This is a genomic window from Bifidobacterium asteroides (assembly GCF_009683175.1).
Lineage (GTDB): Bacteria > Actinomycetota > Actinomycetes > Actinomycetales > Bifidobacteriaceae > Bombiscardovia > Bombiscardovia asteroides_H.
On the sequence record NZ_WKKW01000003.1, the window covers coordinates 103634 to 121437 of the forward strand.

Consider the following 17804-nt stretch of genomic DNA (forward strand, 5'->3'; position numbering starts at 1 on the left):
GGCTCACTGGTCCGATCGGCCGAACCAGCTGTTGTAGATGATGACGAAGTTGCGATTGCCATAGCTTGAGCAGCGGTTGCCCTCGCCGTCGCCTGCCCGCAGCGCTGCCTCGTTGGGCTGGTAGGGCGTATAGATGTAGAGCAGGGCAGTGGCATCGTTCTCGATGTAGACCTTGCCGCTGCCACAGGAGGCATCGGGGCTGAAGCGCACATCGTTCAGGGCCTTGGTCTGGTAGCCGTATTGGTCCCGGTGGGCCTGGTAGTAGCGGAACCGGTGGGCGGCACCGTAGACCTGGTTGAAGAATCCGGCGTAGCGGGCGTCGCAGTCTGCATCGTCAGGGCAGGAGAGGCCCATGGCCGACTGGAGCTGAACCTGGGTGGGGGGCTGGTCGGTGGCCACCAGGTGCTGCTCCTTTTGCAGCATGGTCAGGAGGACCTTCTGACTGATCCCGCAGGAGCGGGCTGACCCGTCGATGATCTGAGCCGCGCTCTGCCCCTTGCCGCCCTTGTAGGCATCACATAGGCCGTCGCCAGGGCGGTCGGGGACATCCATCTGCAGACTGCGCAGGCAGGTGGAGCCGTTGCAGGATCCCCCCTTCTGGTCCAGGAAGGCCTGGACATCGTCGGCGTTCATGTCCACCGTGTCATGGAAGCGGTGATCGGTGATGATCCTGCCTGGATTGAAGACGTACTCCTGGGAGAGCTGCTCCTGGTGGCGGATGACGCGGCCGACCATCAGCCGGTAGGAGACGAAGCGGACGGCCAGGATGCACAGGGCGACCACCAGGACTATGGCCATCAGGGCTGCCCCCAGGGTCTGCGCGCGGCGGAGGGTCATCCGTCTGCGTTTGTTGCCGCCCCTGCGTGCTCGTCCTGATGGCCTTGTGTTCATGGTTTTCCTTCCAGCGCCTTCCTGATCCTTTGCAGGCTGACGGGGATGGCCGTCCCCAGCTCCTGGGCCCAGATGGAGACAAAGTACTCCTCCATCATCCAACGTCCCCTTTGCGCACGGTCCATGGCCTGGTCTCGTCCGGGACCGGCGGGCAGAGCCTGGGCCGCCTTGGCCGCCTGGTCCACCAGATCCTGGGCGGTCTGCGCCTGCCATGCCCATCGTACGTCACGATCCTTGTCCCTGCGGGCCTTGTCCAGGCGCATCAGGTCCGCCTTCAGGTATGTGTGCAGGCGGGGGAGGGCATAGGGCGGATCGGCGCCGATGAAGCCCTTGGCCACCAGATTGGCAGAATGCTGGCGTATCCACTGCAGGACCGAGAGCAGGGGAAGATCGGCCGGGCCGGACACGGCCTTGTCCACCTGGGCCGAGGTCTCCAGAATGGCGACCACATCCCTGGCCACCTGATAGACGGTGTCCTCGTAGACCTGGCTGACGCCGGCCACAGCCTCCTGCAGGGTCCGGTCGTCGGTCACGGCTTCGGTGTGGGGGATCAGGCGCTTGACAGCGGCCATCTGCAGGTCCTCGGCAAGCGAGGAGGTGCTCGGGTAGGGGGCCGAGGCCAGCATCAGGGCCTCCCGGCTCAGCCAGCGCGAGGAGATCCGCTGGGCAGGCAGGTGGAGCTTGTCCAGGGCGGCCTGCCAGATCAGTTCCTCGCGCGGTTTGGTGGTGGCGCCGGACTGGTGGAGCAGGTCGGCGCTCTTGACCACCTGACCCTGTCGGGCGGCCTTGCTGGCCTGGGAGTCCACCCGGGACCGGGCCGACTGCCGGGCCTGTCCGGCCAGGTCGCGCTGCAGGTCGGTCAGGGACTTGGACCGGCCCAGGACCTTGGGGTGGCCCTGGCCCTTGCGGCCGTGGCCCTGGCGCCGATCCTCCTCCACCTGGAAGGTGGGGCGCAGGTAGTCGGGTAGCCGTTCCAACCTGGCCTGGGTGAAGACCTCCGGGTGCAGCTGGGCTCCGACCGTATCGATGGCTGCGGCGGTGAAGGCCTGCTCGAAGTCCGGCCAGCCTCCGGCGGGGATGGCTCCTGCACTGTTTTCGTCTTCGTCTGCATGCTGCTGGTCCGCCGACCCGTAGGTGGCCTGCTCTGCCGGCGCCGGATCGGCGCCGGGCAACAGGGGATAGTGGCCGTCTATCCAGGCGCGGATGGTCCGGGCGGCGTCAGGGGCGGGGACGAACTGGACCCGCAGGGCCTTGGGCAGGGACTTGATGGTGGCTGTGATCAGGTCGTCCAGAAGACCGGGCACGGTCCAGCTGAACTGTCCGGGTGTCAGCTGGTTCAGGCAGTGCAGGGGGATGTGGACAGTGATGCCGTCGTCCGGCTCTCCCGGCTGGTAGCGGTAGGTCAGGGGCAGATCCATGGGCCGGCCGTCGATGCCCAGGGTGTGCCAGTGGTCGGGGTAGTCCCCGGGTCGGTAGGAGGCGGACTGGTCGTTCAGGCGCTCCACCTTGTCGGGGTCGAAGTCCAGCAGGTGGGGGTCCGCATCGTGGTGCTTCCGCCACCAGGCGCCCAGTGCAGCCAGGGAGGTGGCCTCCTGGGGAATGCGCTCCTGGTAGAAATCGTAGAGGTCCTCCTCGGTGACGGTGCCGGTCACCTGACGGGTCCGGCTGGTCCGCTCTCCGGCCTCGCTGAGCACCTGCCTGTTGGCCTGAATGAAGCCGTCATGGGGGAAGCGCTCGCGTACGTCACCCTCGACCAGGCCCTGGCGTATCAGCATGTCCCGGGCCTGGCCGGGGTTGATGCGGGCCCATTGGACCGTCCTGTCGCGCACGATGGGCAGGCCGTAGAGCAGAACCTTTGAGGTCGCCACCGCGGCACCACGGGAGGCCGACCAATGGGGCTCGGCGTAGGTGGTCCTGGTCAGGGACTTGGCCAGGGGCTCGGCCCAGGCGGGGTCGATGGCTGCACAGCAGCGCGCCCAGAGCCGGGAGGTCTCCACCAGTTCGGCGGCCATGATCCAGGGCGGATTGGCCTTGGCCAGGGCAGAGCCGGGGAAGATGGCGAAATGCGTGCCGCGCGCCCCCTGATAGTCGTTCTTGGCCTGCCGGCGAGCCCGCTTCATGGCCTTGGCCCGGGCGGCACCATGCAGGCCGGCGAAATCGGAGGCCTTGGGTTCGTGCACCACCTGCATGCCCATGCTGGAGAGCAGTCCGGCCAGCATGGACCGGTGGATGCCTTGGTCGTCCCAGGAGCAGACCAGGGCATGGGCCGCCTGCTGCCCAATCGGCAGGGCCAGCAGGGCCTGATCCGGTCCCTTGACGGGGACGGGGGAGCCCACCTTCATGTGCAGGCCCCGGCACATCTGGGCAAGCTGCCGGTAGAGGTCATGCCACTGCCGCATGCGCAGGAAGGCCATGTACTCCTGCTTGCAGGCCTTGCGCAGGGCCCCGTTGGAGGGTTCCTTGTCCTGCGGGAAGAAGCGGTTCCAGATGTTCAGGGCCGTCAGGAAGTCGCTGGATGGGTCCTCGTAGCGGGCATGGATCCGATCGGCCTCCTCGCGCTTCTCCTCAGGTCGCTCGCGAGGGTCCTGCAGGGAGAGGAAGGCCACGACCACCAGAACGGCGGCCAGGGTGTCCGGGGTGGCATCCTGGCCGGCCTGCAGGATCATTCTGCCCAGACGGATGTCGATGGGGATCCTGGCCAGCCGTCGTCCCAGATTGGTCAGCCGGATGAGGCCCTGCTGGCGGGAGATGGCCTGCAGCTCGGTCAGTTCCCGCAGACCGTCGCTGACTGCTCGGGTGTCGGGCGGGTCGATGAAGCCGAAGTCGGTGACGTCCTCGGCCGTATGGGCCACGCCCACCGAGAGCATATGCAGGATGACCGAACCCAGGGAGGTGCGCAGGATCTCCGGGTCGGTGAACTTGGGACGGGTGTCATAGTCGTCCTTGGCATACAGGCGGATGGCGATGCCGTCGGCTACACGTCCGCAGCGGCCTGCACGCTGATCGGCCGAGGCCTGGGAGATGGGTTCGATGGGCAGGCGCTGGACCTTGGCCGACTTGGAATAGCGGCTGATCCTGGCCAATCCCGGGTCCACCACGTATCGGATGCCCGGTACCGTCAGGGAGGTTTCCGCCACGTTGGTGGCGATCACGATGCGCTGATGGCCGTGGTGTTCGAAGACCCGGTGCTGCTCCTTGGCCGACAGGCGGGCGAAGAGGGGGATGATCTCCAGGGCGTCCGGGCGGCGCATGTCGGAGGTTCGCGGGCCGAAGTGGCGTCGCAGGGCGGTTTCGTACTCACGGATGTCGCGCTCGCCGGCTGCGAAGACCAGGATGTCCCTGGGGCCGTCCTCATGAGTGGAGTGGATGACCAGCTCGGCGCAGGCCCGGGCCACCGCCTTGGGGATGTCCGGTTCCTCCCTGTCCTGGCCTTCCCCATCGGAGTCGAACCCGGGTACATGCCGCATCAGGGCAGGTGCCGATCCGGCGGGCTCGTAGAGGGTTTGGACCGGATAGGTCCGGCCGGAGACCTCCAGCACGGGCACCTGGGTGTGCAGGGCCTTGGCGAAGTGGTCCCGGAACTTGACCGAATCGATGGTGGCCGAGGTGATGATCAGCTTCAGATCGGGCCGTTTGGGCAGCAGGGCGGTCAGGTAGCCCAGCAGAAAGTCGATGTTCAGGCTGCGCTCGTGGGCCTCGTCGATGATGATGGTGTCGTAGGCCCGTAGCTGGGGATCGCCCTGGATCTGCGCCAGGAGGATGCCGTCGGTGACCACTCGCAGGCGGGTGCTCCTGCTGGACTTGTCGGTGAAGCGGACCTGGTAGCCGATCTGGTCGCCTAGCCTGGTGCCAGTCTCCGAAGCGATGCGCTCGGCCACGGTTCTGGCGGCGATCCTCCTGGGCTGGGTGTGCACAATCTGACGACCGTGGTCGCCGCGGCCCATCTGAAGGAGGATCTTGGGGATCTGTGTGGTCTTGCCCGAGCCGGTCTGGCCTGAGACGATGACCACCTGGGAGGACTGCACGGCATGGACGATGTCCTCCTTGGCCGCGCTGATGGGCAGCTCGGCAGGATACTCGAACCTCATGCCCGGCCCACCTCGATGATCCGGTAGCCCTTGGCCGAGGCATACTTCTCTGCCGTCCAGCCGGAGCCCAGGGCCTCAGCCAGCCAGGGAATCAAGGAATCGGCGCCCAGGTTGCGCTGGACCACCAGGTAGGCCCGGCCTTGGGGCTTCAGTCTGGGCAGGTAGGTCATCAGCAGGTCGTGCAGGGCCGCCTTGCCCACTCGGATGGGCGGATTGGACCATATCAGGTCGAAGCGTAGATCGTCCGGCACCTGTTCCGGAGTCAAGGTGCGAATCCTGTCAAGACTTTGGGTTTTTGCATTGCGGGCAGTCAGATCCAGGGCTCGGAGGTTGGTGTCCACAGCATAGACCTTGGCTTTGGGTGACTGCATGGCCATGCTCAGGGCGATGGGACCCCAGCCGCAGCCCAGGTCCAGAAAGTCACCCTCGGCCGGGGGCTGGGGGACGCGTTTGAGCAGGACCGAGGTGCCCAGGTCGAGCCTGCCCGACGAAAAGACCCCGTTGGAGACCTCCACCTGGCAGGTGCGGCCGGCGAGTTCAACCTGGATGGTCCGCCGCTGGTCGGGGGAGGCCGGACGGGCTACGAAGTATTGTTCGCCTCCGTCCGTCCCGGTCCTGGAGGATTGCCCCCGGCTGCTGCCATGGTCCCTGTGCGTCATGTCCATCCTGTCCGTCTTTGAAGACTGCCCGTCCGTCGGGCGCTCGCTGATGTCTGCTAAGAAGATGATAATAAAGACTGTGTCATGATTCCGCCTACACCGGATTCGTTCCCTAGTCCATAGATCAATGCAGAGGTGCCTTTGACCCAAGAAAAACCGACCCAAGAGCATGGTTCAGCAGTTGACGATGCCCGCCAGGACCCGCTCTTACACAAGTCCGAGGTGCTGACCCGCGGCGAAGGGCAGGTCGGGCAGGACCAGGATCAGGAGTGGGAGGAGCGCAGTCGACTCAATGCCTTCCGCCATGTCGAGGGGCTTGGCGAGCTCCAGGACGTGACCGAGGTGGAGTACCGCAAGGTCCGTCTGGAGCGGGTGGTCCTGGTCGGCGTCTGGTCGGGTTCGCGGACCACGGTCGGTCAGGCCGAGGAGTCCCTGCGCGAGTTGGCCGCCCTGGCGCGGACAGCCGGGGCCGAGGTGCTGGATGGACTGCTCCAACAGCGTGTCAAGCCTGATCCGGCCACCTACCTGGGCTCGGGCAAGGCACGGGAGCTGGCGGATATCGTGGCCCGGCTGGGCGCCGACACCATCATCACCGACGACGACCTTCATCCCTCCCAGCGACGTGCCCTTGAGGATGTCACCAAGGTCAAGGTGGTCGACAGGACGGCCCTGATTCTGGACATCTTCGCCCAGCACGCCACCAGCCGAGAGGGCAAGGCCCAGGTGGAACTGGCACAGCTGGAGTACATGCTGCCCAGGCTGCGCGGCTGGGGCGGATCCCTCTCCCGCCAAGCCGGAGGACAGGCTGCCGGGCAGGCCGGCGGCATAGGCTCCCGCGGACCCGGAGAGACCAAGATCGAGACCGATCGGCGGGTCATCAGGCGGCGGATTTCCCGGCTGAAGCGACAGATTGCCCAGATGGCCCCCTCGCGTCAGGTCAAGCGTGGGTCCCGGCGGCGTTACCAGTTGCCGGCTGTGGCCGTGGTGGGTTACACCAATGCCGGCAAGTCCTCGCTGACTAATCGGCTGACCGGGTCCGAGGAACTGGTTGAGAACGCCCTCTTCGCCACCTTGGATACGGCCGTCAGGCGGACCAAGGCGGCAGATGGCCGGCTCTACGTCTATGTGGACACGGTCGGGTTCGTCCGCCGCCTGCCCACCCAGCTGGTCGAGGCCTTCAAATCCACCCTGGAGGAGGTGGGTCAGTCCGACCTGATTCTGCACGTCGTGGATGGCTCCCACCCCGATCCCTTCGGGCAGATCAGGGCAGTGGATGCCGTGCTGGCAGACATCCCCGGCGCCGAGTCCATTCCACGCCTGCTGGTCTTCAACAAGGTGGATCTGATCGACCAGGATGCCCGGCAGCGGCTTGCCAACCTCGAGCCTGAGGCCTTTTTGGTCTCGGCCAGGCAAGGTCAGGGTCTTGAGTCCCTGCGCAGGCGGGTGGAGGAGCTGCTGCCCGCACCCGCCGTGCATGTCCAGGCCATCCTGCCCTACACCAGTGGTTCCCTGCTGGAGCAGGTGCGGCAGTTGGGACGGGTGGATTCATTGGAATACCGGGCCGATGGGGTTGCGCTGAGCGCTGATGTGGATGACCGGCTGGCGGCTGCCGTGCTTGACCAGGCCATTGATCAAAAGCCCTTGCAGGCTCCGGCGGGTGACACGCCATCGGGAGGACTGAACTCCTAAGGGGCGGATGCACGCCAGGTCACCTATGCTGGGTAGACTACGTATGTTGTGTCAGCGGCAAACCCGTTTCCCGGGTTCCGATAAGAGAGGTCCATAAAACTATGGCGGAATCATCAATCAAGCCAACCAAGCTAGCGATCGTAGGAGCCGGAGCCGTGGGGTCGACCCTGGCCTTCTCGGCGGCCCAGCGCGGTGTGGCTCGGGAGATCGTCCTTGAGGATATCAACGCCCAGCGTGTTGAGGCCGAGGTCCGCGACATGCAGCACGGATCCAGCTTCTACCCCACGGTCACCATCGACGGCTCGGACGATCCTCAGATCTGCGCCGACGCCGACATGGTGGTCATCACGGCCGGAGCCAGGCAGAAGCCTGGGCAGACTCGGCTTGACCTGGCCGGCGCCACCATCAACATGATGAAGTCCATCATCCCTCAGATGGTCGAGGTGGCCCCCAATGCCATCTTCCTGCTGATCACCAACCCCGTTGACATCGTCACCAGGGTTTCCCTGGAGCTGTCCGGACTGCCGGTCAATCAGATGTTCGGCTCGGGTACCAACCTGGACTCTGCCCGCCTGCGCTACCTGATCGGCCAGCAGACCGGGGTCAACGTCAAGAACGTCCATGCCTACATCGCCGGCGAGCACGGCGACTCCGAGGTCCCGCTCTGGAGCTCGGCCACCATCGGCGGCGTGCCCATGTGCGACTGGATGGAGCTGCCCGGCCATGAGCCCCTCGATGCGGCCAAGCGTGAGGAGATCCACCAGGAGGTGAAGAACGCCGCCTACCAGATCATCGAGGGCAAGGGGGCGACCAACTTCGCCATCGCTATGTCCGGCGTGGACATCATCGAGTCCATCCTGAACGGCACCGACCGGATCCTGCCGGTCAGCTCCCTGCTGGAGGATTTCCATGGGATCTCCGACGTGTGCATGTCGGTTCCCAGCGTGCTCAACCGTGACGGGGTCAACACCCATATCAACACCCCTCTGAGCGACGGAGAGCTGGCTGCTCTGAAGCGTTCCGCCGAGACCCTCAAGGAGACGGCAAGCAAGTTCGGCTTCTGAGTATTTCCCAGAACACCCTTGCCTTGTGCCCCCTGGTGGCATACCTTGGTGACTGATGAATCGGGGTATGCATGAGCGCTCATGAAGGTGTTGTCCAGGGCGGCGGGTCCGCCCATCGTCGACAGTTGCTGACGACCTTGGCACTGACGGGGTCGGTCTTCGTGGCCGAAGTCGTCGGCGCCTTGGTCACCCGAAGCCTGGCCCTGCTGGTCGACGCCGGGCACATGATGACCGACATGGCCGTGCTGATCGCCTCCACCGTCACTGCAGTGTTGATGGAGCGCCGCCCCACAAACCGGCGGACCTGGGGCTGGTCCCGCCTGGAGGTCATCACGGCGGCTGGCGGGGCTCTGGTTCTGCTGGCTGTGGGCATTTACGCCATTGTGGAGGCTGTCTTGCGGCTCTGGTCACCTGGGCGGGACCAGGTCCATCAGCAGGGGCTGTTGCTCTTCTTCGGCATCCTGGGTCTGGCTGCCAATGTGGGGTCCATCCTGGTCCTGGCCTCCGGGCATAAGGACAACCTGAACATGCGCGCCGCTTTTCTCGAAGTGGTCAACGATGCGCTGGGTTCGGTCGCGGTTCTGGTATCAGCAGTGGTCATGATGCTCACCGGCTGGGCCGGATTTGACGCCGTAGCGGGAGGTCTGATCGCTCTGCTGATGATTCCGCGTGCTATCAAACTGCTGGCCAGCAGTGTTTCCGTGCTTCTTGAGGAGACCCCAGCAGACCTCGACATGGCCAAGGTCAGGAAGCACCTGGAGGATGTGCCTGGCGTACTTGAGGTTCATGACCTACATGCCAACAGCGTCTCCACCGGCCTGCCTCAGCTGACAGCACACGTAATCGTTCCCAAGGGTACGACGGCCGTTGAAAACGAACGTATTCTGACCAGCATGCAACGCTGCCTGCGCGATCATTTTCCGGTCTCGGTCGAACACACGACTTTTCAGATAGAGCCGCAGGGGCACAGAGACAGCAGCGGCGAGCATTTGGACATGTAGCCTTCAGACCTTGCGCAGAACGGTGACCACCTTACCCATGATGACGGCATGGGTGCCGTCAATAGGGGAGTATGCCGGGTTGTGGGGAATCAACCAAACGTGGTCCTTCTCGCGTCGGAAGGTCTTTACCGTGGCCCCATCGTCCAGCAGAGCCGCGACGATATCCCCGTTCTCGGCTTCCTGCTGACGGCGGACGACAACAAAGTCTCCGTCGCAGATGGCGGCATCGACCATGGAATCCCCATGGACCTCGAGCATGAATAGCTCACCGGATCCCGTCAGACGTTCGGGCAGACGCATGACATCGTCCACATGCTGCTCGGCCAGAATGGGCTGACCGGCGGCGATTCTGCCGACCAGGGGCACGTCGCGCGACTGCATGATTGCCTCGTCGGCCTGCGTGTCGGGGAAGGGTACAATCTTGGCGGTTCCTGCAGCCGGCTCAGGCTGGTCCTGAACCAACTCTATGGCACGTCCCTTGTTGGCAGTCAGACGAATGTAGCCCAAATCCTGCAAGACCTGAAGCTGGTGCTTGACGGAAGAAGTGCTGCGTAGTCCTGCGTCTTTGCCGATCTCCCTGTAGGAGGGCAGGAATCCGCGCTCTGCCAGGTGCCGCTTGATAGCTTCCAAAACCCTGGCCTGGCGATCGGTCAGCTTAGGTCGGGATCCCTTATTCAGGCTCTCGGCGTTGACGGAGGTTTCAGCGGCTTCCTGAGAGTCGGCGCTGTTGGTGACAGTGGCCTGGTTGAGGGAGCTCGTAGCCATGGACCCGGTAAAGGGGATGGTACTCACGATGGGCTCCTTTCCTTGCAAACTGAACTCAGTCTAACCTGCCGGGAGTGAAAAATCAAACAAATGTTCGAATCAGCCTTGCCAAATGGCTCTTGCGGTGCCACAATGAGAACATCTGTTCGATAGAACAAATGTTCGAAAGAGGTGTGCCATGGTTGTTCGTACCTGTGCCAGTTCCCGCATGTCTGCGCCGTCGAACCTGTTTTCGGCCTGCCGGGCGTATGTAGGTTCTGTGTTCTCGTCCGTCATGGCTCATCTTCGTAGAGCTGTTAAAGCCTGTGTGTCCGAGCAAGGTTTTCTGAGTGTCGTTGTGCATAGATTTGCGGTTTTTCTGGCTGTCGCTGTTCTGACCCTGGCTGGAATCGGATTGATGGCTCGACCGGCCAGCTCCGCTCCAGGACCGCAGGAGGTCATCACCAGAACTGTTCGTCCGGGCGATAACGTCTGGTCCTACGCGGCCTCGATCACACCACAAGGTGAGGATGTCACTAAAAACGTGGACCGCATCATGCAGATCAACAATATGTCTTCACCCAATCTGCGTGTTGGCGACCGAATTCTGATCCCCAGCGACGATTGAGACCGTGACTTTCAATCCAGTGAATCAATGAAGGGGTTTCAATGACTTGTCGTCTGAACGAAGGCGATAGCTGAATTCGAGGAGTTTGTCCAGGGTTGTACGCTGATAGGCCCGGTATACGTGGGTCTCGCGGTCCTTTGGCGCTATGATATTATCTATGCATTGTCCTTTCTGCCAGAATCCCGATACCAAGGTTGTGGATACGCGAATCAGCGACGACGGCCATGCCATCAGACGCCGCCGTGAGTGTCCGAACTGCTCGCGTCGGTTCACCACGGTGGAGACTTCGATTCTCTTGGTCATGAAACGCTCAGGCAATGCCGAGCCTTTCAACCGCGACAAGGTCATCTCTGGTGTGAGGAAGGCCTGCCAGGGTAGGCCCATCGATGAGAATGACCTAAAGCTCCTGGGCCAGCAGGTCGAAGAGGATCTACGTTCGCGCGGCCTGGCCCAGGTTGATTCGGAAGAGGTCGGCAGGGCCATCCTGAAGCCCCTCAGGGAGCTGGATGAGGTGGCCTATCTGCGCTTCGCTTCGGTATACCGCAACTTCAGCAACCTGGAGGACTTCCAACAAGCCATCGATACCCTGCGCGCCGAGGACCAGTCAGCTGAAGAGCAGTCTGCAACTGCACAGTCCTGAAATTAGCTACTCAGGCACATAGGCACATCATCCCAGGTCCAGCAGCCTCTGATCCTTGGATGTCTGGGCGATGACCAACTCCTGGGTCGGTCGCGTCATGGCCACATAAAGGTCGGCCGCCGCGCTCAGTCTGGAGGGGGCTTCATCCTGAATGGCTCCAGGTTCAACCAGAACCACGGCGTCGAATTCCAGTCCCTTGGTGTGGCCGGTGGTCGTGACCATGATCTGGTGCTCCTGTGACTTATCAATATGGAGCCGGGAGCTGACCTCGGCTTCCAAGGCACTGGGAACGATGATGGCCAGGCGCCCGGTACCGTCTTTGCCTAGATGGCGTTCCGCCAATTCGCCCACCAGGTCAGGCAGCTGATCCAGCAGGCTGGCCTGATCCTCTGCTCGCAGATGACTGACTGATCCTTCCACCTCGCGCACGGCCTTGAGTGTGGAAACCTCAAGACCCTCGGAGGCTGCGAAGGAGGAGGCCAGGTTGGATACCTGGCGAGGGTTGCGATAGTCGATGGTCAGCTGCCGCAGGTCCCACCCGTCCGGGCCGAAAAGCTTGTCCATGGTGGAGGCCCAGGACCGTGTGCCACCAAGGGCCGCTGTCTGGGCCACATCCCCGACGATGGTAAAGGACCGGGATGGGCAGCGCCGGACCAGCATCCTCCAGTCCATGGCCGTCAGCTCCTGGGCCTCGTCGACCACGATGTGCCCGTAGACCCATTCTCGGTCGCCGGCCGCCTGGGTGGCTGCCTGGTTATCGTCCTGGCCGTTGATGGAATCCAGCAGCATCTGCGAGGTCACGATGCCTGTGCCGATGCCGTTTTGAGCCAGAGTGTCGCTGGCAAACCGACGTTCCTCCTCGCGGCGGGCCTTTTCAGCCTGATCTCGATCCGCCTGGTGGGGGTCGGGGCCCAGCAGCTCCATGGCCTCGTCCAGGATGGGGATGTCGGATACGGTCAGTTCGGCGCCGTCCTGGCGGGTCAACAGGTCAATCTGTTCAGGAGTCAGCCAGGGGGCGAACCGGCGCAGACGGTCCGGCCTGGACCAGAGGTCGTTGACCAGCCAGCGGGGGTTCATGGGGAGCCAGGCCAGATTGAGGGTCCGTCGCACCTGGTCGTTCAGACGCAGCAGGGAGGTGACCCGGGCAAGTTCCTCGGCTCCGGGCTGATAGTCCACTCCCTCGGCATAGCGGGTGGTCATGGCGTTCAGGGCCGAGCGCACGAAGGTGTTTCTGGCCTTGTTGTGGGGTTGATGGCTGCGGCGTGCATCGACCAGGGCCTGTTCCAGGTCGACCGCCAGCATGGGTACGGCAACCCCGTCCACCTTGACCGTGGGCAGGGAGCCAGGTACCCGCTCCCGAGATGCGACGGCGTTGGCTACGGCCTCGGCCATGCGGATGTCCCCCTTGAGTCGGGCCACGTGCGGGTCCTCCTGGCGTTCGGTGCTGATGCCGGGGATGAGGTCGCCTATGGTGCGGCTGAGCACTCCGGTCTCACCCAGGGAGGGCAGGACCTGGTCGATGTAGTGCAGGAAGGCGTTGCTGGGCCCGACGATGAGCACGCCCGAACTCTCCAGTCTGCGCCGGTGGGTGTAGAGCAGATAGGCCGCCCGATGCAGGGCCACGGCCGTCTTGCCGGTTCCCGGCCCGCCCTGGACCACCAGCGGACGGGTCATGGGGGAGCGGATGATCCGGTCCTGTTCGGCCTGGATGGTGGCTACGATGTCGGTCATCTGCCCGGTACGGCGGCTGGACAGGGAGGCCATGAGCGCGCCCTCGCCGGCAAGCGTGCCGCCCTGGGCCGCCTTATCTACCTCGGGGGCGGATAAGTCCAGGACCTCATCCTCGATGCCGGTGACCTGGCGGAAGTTGAGGGTGATGTGCCGACGCATGACGATGTCGCCGTGGTCCGCCGGGGTGGCCTCGTAGAAGGGGCGCGCGGCCTCGGCACGCCAGTCGGTCAGAATGGGCTCGTGGTTGCTGTCCAGCAGACCCAGCCGTCCGATATATCGCCGGCCGCCCTGGGCCGTATCCAGTCGGCCGAAGACCAGACGGTCCTCCACGGCCCGCAGCTGGGTCAGCCGGTCCTCATACATGTTGGCGAAGGAATCCCGCTCGGTGCGCTGGGTGGGGGATCCGTGTGAGCCGGCGGCCCTGACTGCATCCAGTCTGGTCCTGGCCTGTGTCCGCAGCTCGTCCAGACGGCCGTAGGCCCTGTCCACCGCCGTCTGCTCTTCATGCAGCTGTGAGGAATAGCTCGACATGTGCGTCCGTTCTGTCCAATGTTCAAAAATCGGATGATCCAATATACCGCTCGACCTCTACTTTTTCGGCTCTGAAGACCCTCGGCCGCGCTCTCTTTGACGGGTGGCGAAACGCCGGGCCGGTCCCTTTGGTGAGTCGAATGGTTGGGTTTGGGCCTGAAATGGTGTCATGGTGGTGAGCAATGGGGATAAGTGGGGTAAAGTGGGGAGCATTGCGTAGGGGACGCTACCCGATGGGGTCGTCCCATGGTTACCAAACTGGCATTGGAGGTGGGGCATGGCCGATACATACGAGGCAGATGCCTCCTCGCCTTCCCTGCCGCCCATGCTTCTGGGTACCTACACACCCAAGATGGATTCCAAGGGACGCCTGGCTCTGCCGGCCAAGTTCCGCGCTCAGCTGGGTCAGGGTCTGGTCATGGCCCGCGGTCAGGAGCGTTGCGTCAGCCTGCTGCCCACCGAGGAATTTCGGCGGATGGCCGTGCGCATCCAACACACTTCCATGGGCGACAGGTCAGCCAGGGACTACCTGCGCGTATTTTTGTCAGGCGCCGTCGACCAGATCCCCGACAAGCAGGGGCGCATCCTGGTTCCGCCCATGCTTCGCTCCTACGCACGGCTGACCGGCCCCGTCGTGGTCATCGGTGTGGGAACCCGTGCCGAGATTTGGGATCAGGATTCCTGGTCCTCCTACCTGGAAAGCAAGGAGCAGGGCTACGCCGATATTGCCGACGATGTTCTTCCGGCGGTGGATTGCTGATGGAGGCCCTCATGGAAAATCGCAATCCGCCCGACCAGGAGGCTGTGGACAGCGGCATGGTCCATCGTCCCGTCCTGCTGGAGCGCTGTCTTGCGCTGGCCCGGCCCGCCTTGGAGCACCGGGGGGCCGTGGCTTTGGATTGCACGCTGGGCCTGGCCGGTCACGCCACCGCCTTCCTCAAGTCCTGTCCTCAGGCCCGTCTTATTGGCATCGACAGGGATCTTGAGGCTCTGGACCTGGCCACGGGCCGGATGCGTGACGAGGGCCTGGCCGACCGCTTCACCCCGGTGCATGCCCCCTTTGACCAGCTGGATCAGCAGCTGGATGCCCTGGGCCTGGGCCAGGTAGACCTGGTCTTCATGGATCTGGGGCTGTCCTCCCTGCAGATCGACCAGCGCGACAGGGGGTTCACCTACCGGCAGGACGCTCCGTTGGACATGCGTATGGACACCAGCCAGGAGCTGACGGCTGCACAGGTTCTGGCCGAGTACGACCAGGACCAGTTGGCCGGCATCTTCTCCCGGTATGGGGAGGAGCGCTATGCAGGACGCATCGCCCGGGCCATCGTGGAGGTCAGGCAGGAGCAGCCGCTTACCACCTCGGCCCAGCTGGATCGTCTGGTTGACAGGGTTGTGCCACGTGGCCACCGTCCTCCGGGCAATCCGGCCAAGAGGGTCTTCCAAGCCCTGCGCATCGAGGTCAACGGAGAGCTAGACCGCCTGCGGCGAACCCTGCCTCAGGCCATTCTTCGCTTGACCCAGGGTGGTCGTCTGATTGTGGAGTCCTACCACTCCCTTGAAGACCGTATGGTCAAGCGCTTCATGGCATCAGGGCTGCATGTGGACCTGCCGGCGGGCATGCCGGTGGTGCCCGATCAGGCCCGTCCCTACTTATCGGATCTGACTCATGGGGCCATCAAGGCCGATGTGGCCGAGCGGGAAAGCAACCCCCGGTCCGCCTCGGTGCGCCTGCGGGCCGTGGAGATGATTGGGACAATCCCTGAGGAGCGTCGTCATCGGCTTGAGTCCGAAGCCCGTGGTGAGTTCTCAGATGGTCATCATCGCCATCCCGGCCACGGCTCGGAATCGAGGCGCCGGTCATGACCATGCCAGCACGTTCGGTCCGTTCCAAGGCCTCCCCGGACAAGGGGCATCCCCGCATCCAGGAGATGCCCACCAGGCCTGAGCTCAGTCTGATCAAGGGCACAGGCAAGGCAGGCAAGGCGCGCCAGCAGGAACGAGGTCCAGTGGCTGAGGGGGTCCGGCGTCTGATCGGCTGGACGCGGACCCGGGGCAATCCTCTGCTGCGGATTATGACATCGGTGGTTTTTCTGGCGGCCTGCATGTTCGGCTCCCTGATGCTGCGCACCCAGATGGTCCAGGATTCTTTCGAGGCCACCCGGATCCAGCATGAGATCAGCAATCTCAACCAGGACGTCCAGGATGACCAGAACAAGCTCGACCAGCTCCAGGCCTCTCTGCCGGACAAGGCCCAGCAGTTGGGCATGCAGCCACAGCAGGGTCTGAACTCCATCGATCTGCAGGGCTACAAGCCTCCTCAGGATGCCCATGGCAAGGCGGGGCATCCATGAGCGGCAAGGGAACCAAGCGCTCCTGGCATCTTTCCTTCTGCAAGCGTTCGCTGTCTGTGGGCCTGATTCTGATCCTGGTGGCCGCTCTGGCCCTGGGCAAGCTGGCCTACATCCAACTCTTTGACGGAAGGTCCATGGCCCAGGCTGCTGCGGCAGGTCGCACCGTGCCGCACACCATCAAGGCCCAGCGTGGCCGCATCCTGGATGTCAATGGCCGGGTGCTGGCCCAGAGCCTGGAGCGATACAACATCATCGGCGACCCCGAGGCGGCCGCCTCTTTCATACCAATCAACTGCACCAAGCGCACCGGAAACGACTGCCACAGCATCAAGGGCCATCCGGTGGGTGCCGACGGTGCTGCCGGCGTGGCACGTCTTCTGGCACCGGCCCTGGGGATGAACGCCATGGAGCTGGGCGGCAAGCTCAGCGTTCCCGGACGGTACGTGGTCCTGGCCAAACGGGTGACTCCCGAGGTCAAGCGCTCCATCGACAAGCTGGGGCTGCAGGGGATCATCACGGCCGAACTGAGCAGCGAACGCACCTATCCTCACGCGGATCTGATGGGAGCCCTGATCGGGGGCATCGACGACAGCGGCAAGGGAGTGGCCGGGATCGAGCAGATGGAGAATCGGCGGCTGACCGGCACTGACGGCTATACGGTCTATCAGCAGGGGATGCTGGGCCAGGAGATTCCCGGAACCATGACCCGTCAGCGCAATCCGGTCAACGGCAAGGATGTGAGATTGACCATTGATCAGGACGTGCTCTGGTATGTCCGCCAGGCCCTCAAGTCAGGCTGCCAGAACTATCATGCGGACTGGGCACTGGCGGTGGTTCAGGACACCCGCACCAACGAGATCCTGGCCCTGGCCGACTCCGACGATTACCAGGCGGGCAGCGACCAGGCCAAGGTCAACTCCTCCAGGGCGGTGGCGGAGACTTTCGAGCCCGGATCGGTCGGGAAGACCATCTCGGCCGCTGGCATGCTCCAGGAGCAGGCGCACTCCATGACCGACCGCTTTACAGTGCCCGACCACATCACCCTCGACAACCAGCAGTACAAGGATTCCTTCAACCATGGGGACGAGCATTGGACGCTGGCCGGAATTTTGCAGAATTCCTCCAACGTGGGCATGGTCATGGCCGGCCAGAACTATCCGGACCAGAAGCGTTACGACTATCTGACCCGCTTCGGCATCGGCCAGGTCTCGGCCCTGGGTCTGCCGGGGGAGTCCAAGGGGCTGCTGACCACACCTCAGACCTGGGACCGGCGCACCCGGAACACGGTGCTGTTCGGCCAAGGCTATGCCACCAACGCCGTTCAGCTGACCAATGCCATCGCCACCCTTGCCAATAAGGGGGTCCGTTCCGACCAGACCATCATCCGCGGTCAGGGCGCCCCCAAAGCTCATCAGGTCAGGGTCGTGGACGAGAAGGTGGCCGCCGAGGTCATGAACGCAATGGAATCGGTGTCAGAGAAATACGATAAGACGGTCAAGGTGGAAGGCTACAGGATAGCCGCCAAGACCGGCACCGCCGAGGTAGCCGACAGCTCCGGCAGGCTGGGCGGCATCGTCAGCGACTGGGTGGGCATACTGCCCGCTGACGATCCCCGCTTTGTGATCACCGTGGTGCTGAAGAACCCCCACAGCAGCGCCGGGATTTTCGGCGGCGTCACCGCAGGTCCCATCTTCGCCCAGATCGGTGAATTCCTTATGCAGAAATACCAGGTCCCCACGTCCCAGCCCAGAACCGATGCTATCCCGGTAACATGGTGATACCGGCAG

14 protein-coding genes are annotated in these 17804 nt (G+C 63.8%); 9 read left to right on the plus strand and 5 right to left on the minus strand.

What is annotated here, in order from left to right; genetic code table 11:
* Positions 1 to 3: 3 nt before the first annotated feature.
* From GKC41_RS05720 to GKC41_RS05730, 3 genes are read right to left on the minus strand one after another with little or no spacing between them, the layout of a single operon-like run.
* Positions 4 to 891, minus strand: a complete 888-nt coding sequence (locus GKC41_RS05720) for a hemagglutinin (RefSeq protein WP_154313350.1) — start codon at positions 889 to 891, stop codon at positions 4 to 6.
* On the minus strand, positions 888 to 4979 hold the full coding sequence (gene hrpA, locus GKC41_RS05725) for an ATP-dependent RNA helicase HrpA (protein ID WP_154313351.1): 4092 nt from the start codon (positions 4977 to 4979) through the stop codon (positions 888 to 890). The genes GKC41_RS05720 and hrpA overlap by 4 nt, the downstream gene beginning before the upstream one ends.
* The gene (locus tag GKC41_RS05730; RefSeq protein ID WP_154313352.1) at positions 4976 to 5638 is read right to left on the minus strand and encodes a class I SAM-dependent methyltransferase; all 663 of its coding nucleotides are present in this window, start codon (positions 5636 to 5638) and stop codon (positions 4976 to 4978) included. The genes hrpA and GKC41_RS05730 overlap by 4 nt, the downstream gene beginning before the upstream one ends.
* A gap of 222 nt (positions 5639 to 5860) precedes the next feature.
* Between GKC41_RS05730 and hflX the strand changes: the two genes are divergently transcribed.
* The 3 genes from hflX (at position 5861) to GKC41_RS05745 (ending at position 9392) form a co-directional block, all read left to right on the plus strand.
* Complete coding sequence (gene hflX, locus GKC41_RS05735) at positions 5861 to 7327, plus strand: GTPase HflX (RefSeq protein WP_324612071.1); 1467 nt, start codon at positions 5861 to 5863, stop codon at positions 7325 to 7327.
* Between the two features lie 101 nt (positions 7328 to 7428).
* Positions 7429 to 8391 carry an L-lactate dehydrogenase gene (locus tag GKC41_RS05740; RefSeq protein ID WP_024627229.1) on the plus strand — a complete coding sequence of 321 codons (963 nt, stop codon included), beginning with the start codon at positions 7429 to 7431 and terminating at the stop codon, positions 8389 to 8391.
* 71 nt (positions 8392 to 8462) lie between these two features.
* Positions 8463 to 9392 carry a cation diffusion facilitator family transporter gene (locus GKC41_RS05745; RefSeq protein ID WP_154313353.1) on the plus strand — a complete coding sequence of 310 codons (930 nt, stop codon included), beginning with the start codon at positions 8463 to 8465 and terminating at the stop codon, positions 9390 to 9392.
* A 3-nt stretch (positions 9393 to 9395) separates the two neighbouring features.
* Here the strand turns inward: GKC41_RS05745 and lexA are convergent, their stop codons facing one another.
* Positions 9396 to 10157 carry a transcriptional repressor LexA gene (gene lexA, locus GKC41_RS05750; RefSeq protein WP_229281676.1) on the minus strand — a complete coding sequence of 254 codons (762 nt, stop codon included), beginning with the start codon at positions 10155 to 10157 and terminating at the stop codon, positions 9396 to 9398.
* A gap of 178 nt (positions 10158 to 10335) precedes the next feature.
* Between lexA and GKC41_RS05755 the strand changes: the two genes are divergently transcribed.
* A complete protein-coding gene (locus GKC41_RS05755) occupies positions 10336 to 10764 on the plus strand; it encodes a LysM peptidoglycan-binding domain-containing protein (protein ID WP_154313354.1) in 429 nt (142 codons plus the stop codon).
* Positions 10765 to 10921: 157 nt separating this feature from the next.
* The gene (gene nrdR / locus GKC41_RS05760) at positions 10922 to 11404 is read left to right on the plus strand and encodes a transcriptional regulator NrdR (RefSeq protein ID WP_044097646.1); all 483 of its coding nucleotides are present in this window, start codon (positions 10922 to 10924) and stop codon (positions 11402 to 11404) included.
* A gap of 27 nt (positions 11405 to 11431) precedes the next feature.
* Here the strand turns inward: nrdR and GKC41_RS05765 are convergent, their stop codons facing one another.
* Positions 11432 to 13666 (minus strand): HelD family protein, encoded by a 2235-nt coding sequence (locus tag GKC41_RS05765; protein ID WP_154313355.1) that lies wholly within the window; start codon positions 13664 to 13666, stop codon positions 11432 to 11434.
* 277 nt (positions 13667 to 13943) lie between these two features.
* Here GKC41_RS05765 and mraZ point away from each other — a divergent pair, with 277 nt between their 5' ends.
* The 4 genes from mraZ to GKC41_RS05785 are packed head-to-tail and all read left to right on the plus strand — an operon-like array spanning position 13944 to position 17795.
* Positions 13944 to 14426 (plus strand): division/cell wall cluster transcriptional repressor MraZ, encoded by a 483-nt coding sequence (mraZ, locus tag GKC41_RS05770; protein ID WP_154313356.1) that lies wholly within the window; start codon positions 13944 to 13946, stop codon positions 14424 to 14426.
* 11 nt (positions 14427 to 14437) lie between these two features.
* The gene (gene rsmH / locus GKC41_RS05775; protein ID WP_154313357.1) at positions 14438 to 15529 is read left to right on the plus strand and encodes a 16S rRNA (cytosine(1402)-N(4))-methyltransferase RsmH; all 1092 of its coding nucleotides are present in this window, start codon (positions 14438 to 14440) and stop codon (positions 15527 to 15529) included.
* On the plus strand, positions 15526 to 16017 hold the full coding sequence (locus tag GKC41_RS05780) for a hypothetical protein (protein WP_154313358.1): 492 nt from the start codon (positions 15526 to 15528) through the stop codon (positions 16015 to 16017). The genes rsmH and GKC41_RS05780 overlap by 4 nt, the downstream gene beginning before the upstream one ends.
* Positions 16014 to 17795 carry a peptidoglycan D,D-transpeptidase FtsI family protein gene (locus GKC41_RS05785; protein ID WP_154313359.1) on the plus strand — a complete coding sequence of 594 codons (1782 nt, stop codon included), beginning with the start codon at positions 16014 to 16016 and terminating at the stop codon, positions 17793 to 17795. The genes GKC41_RS05780 and GKC41_RS05785 overlap by 4 nt, the downstream gene beginning before the upstream one ends.
* Positions 17796 to 17804: the final 9 nt, after the last annotated feature.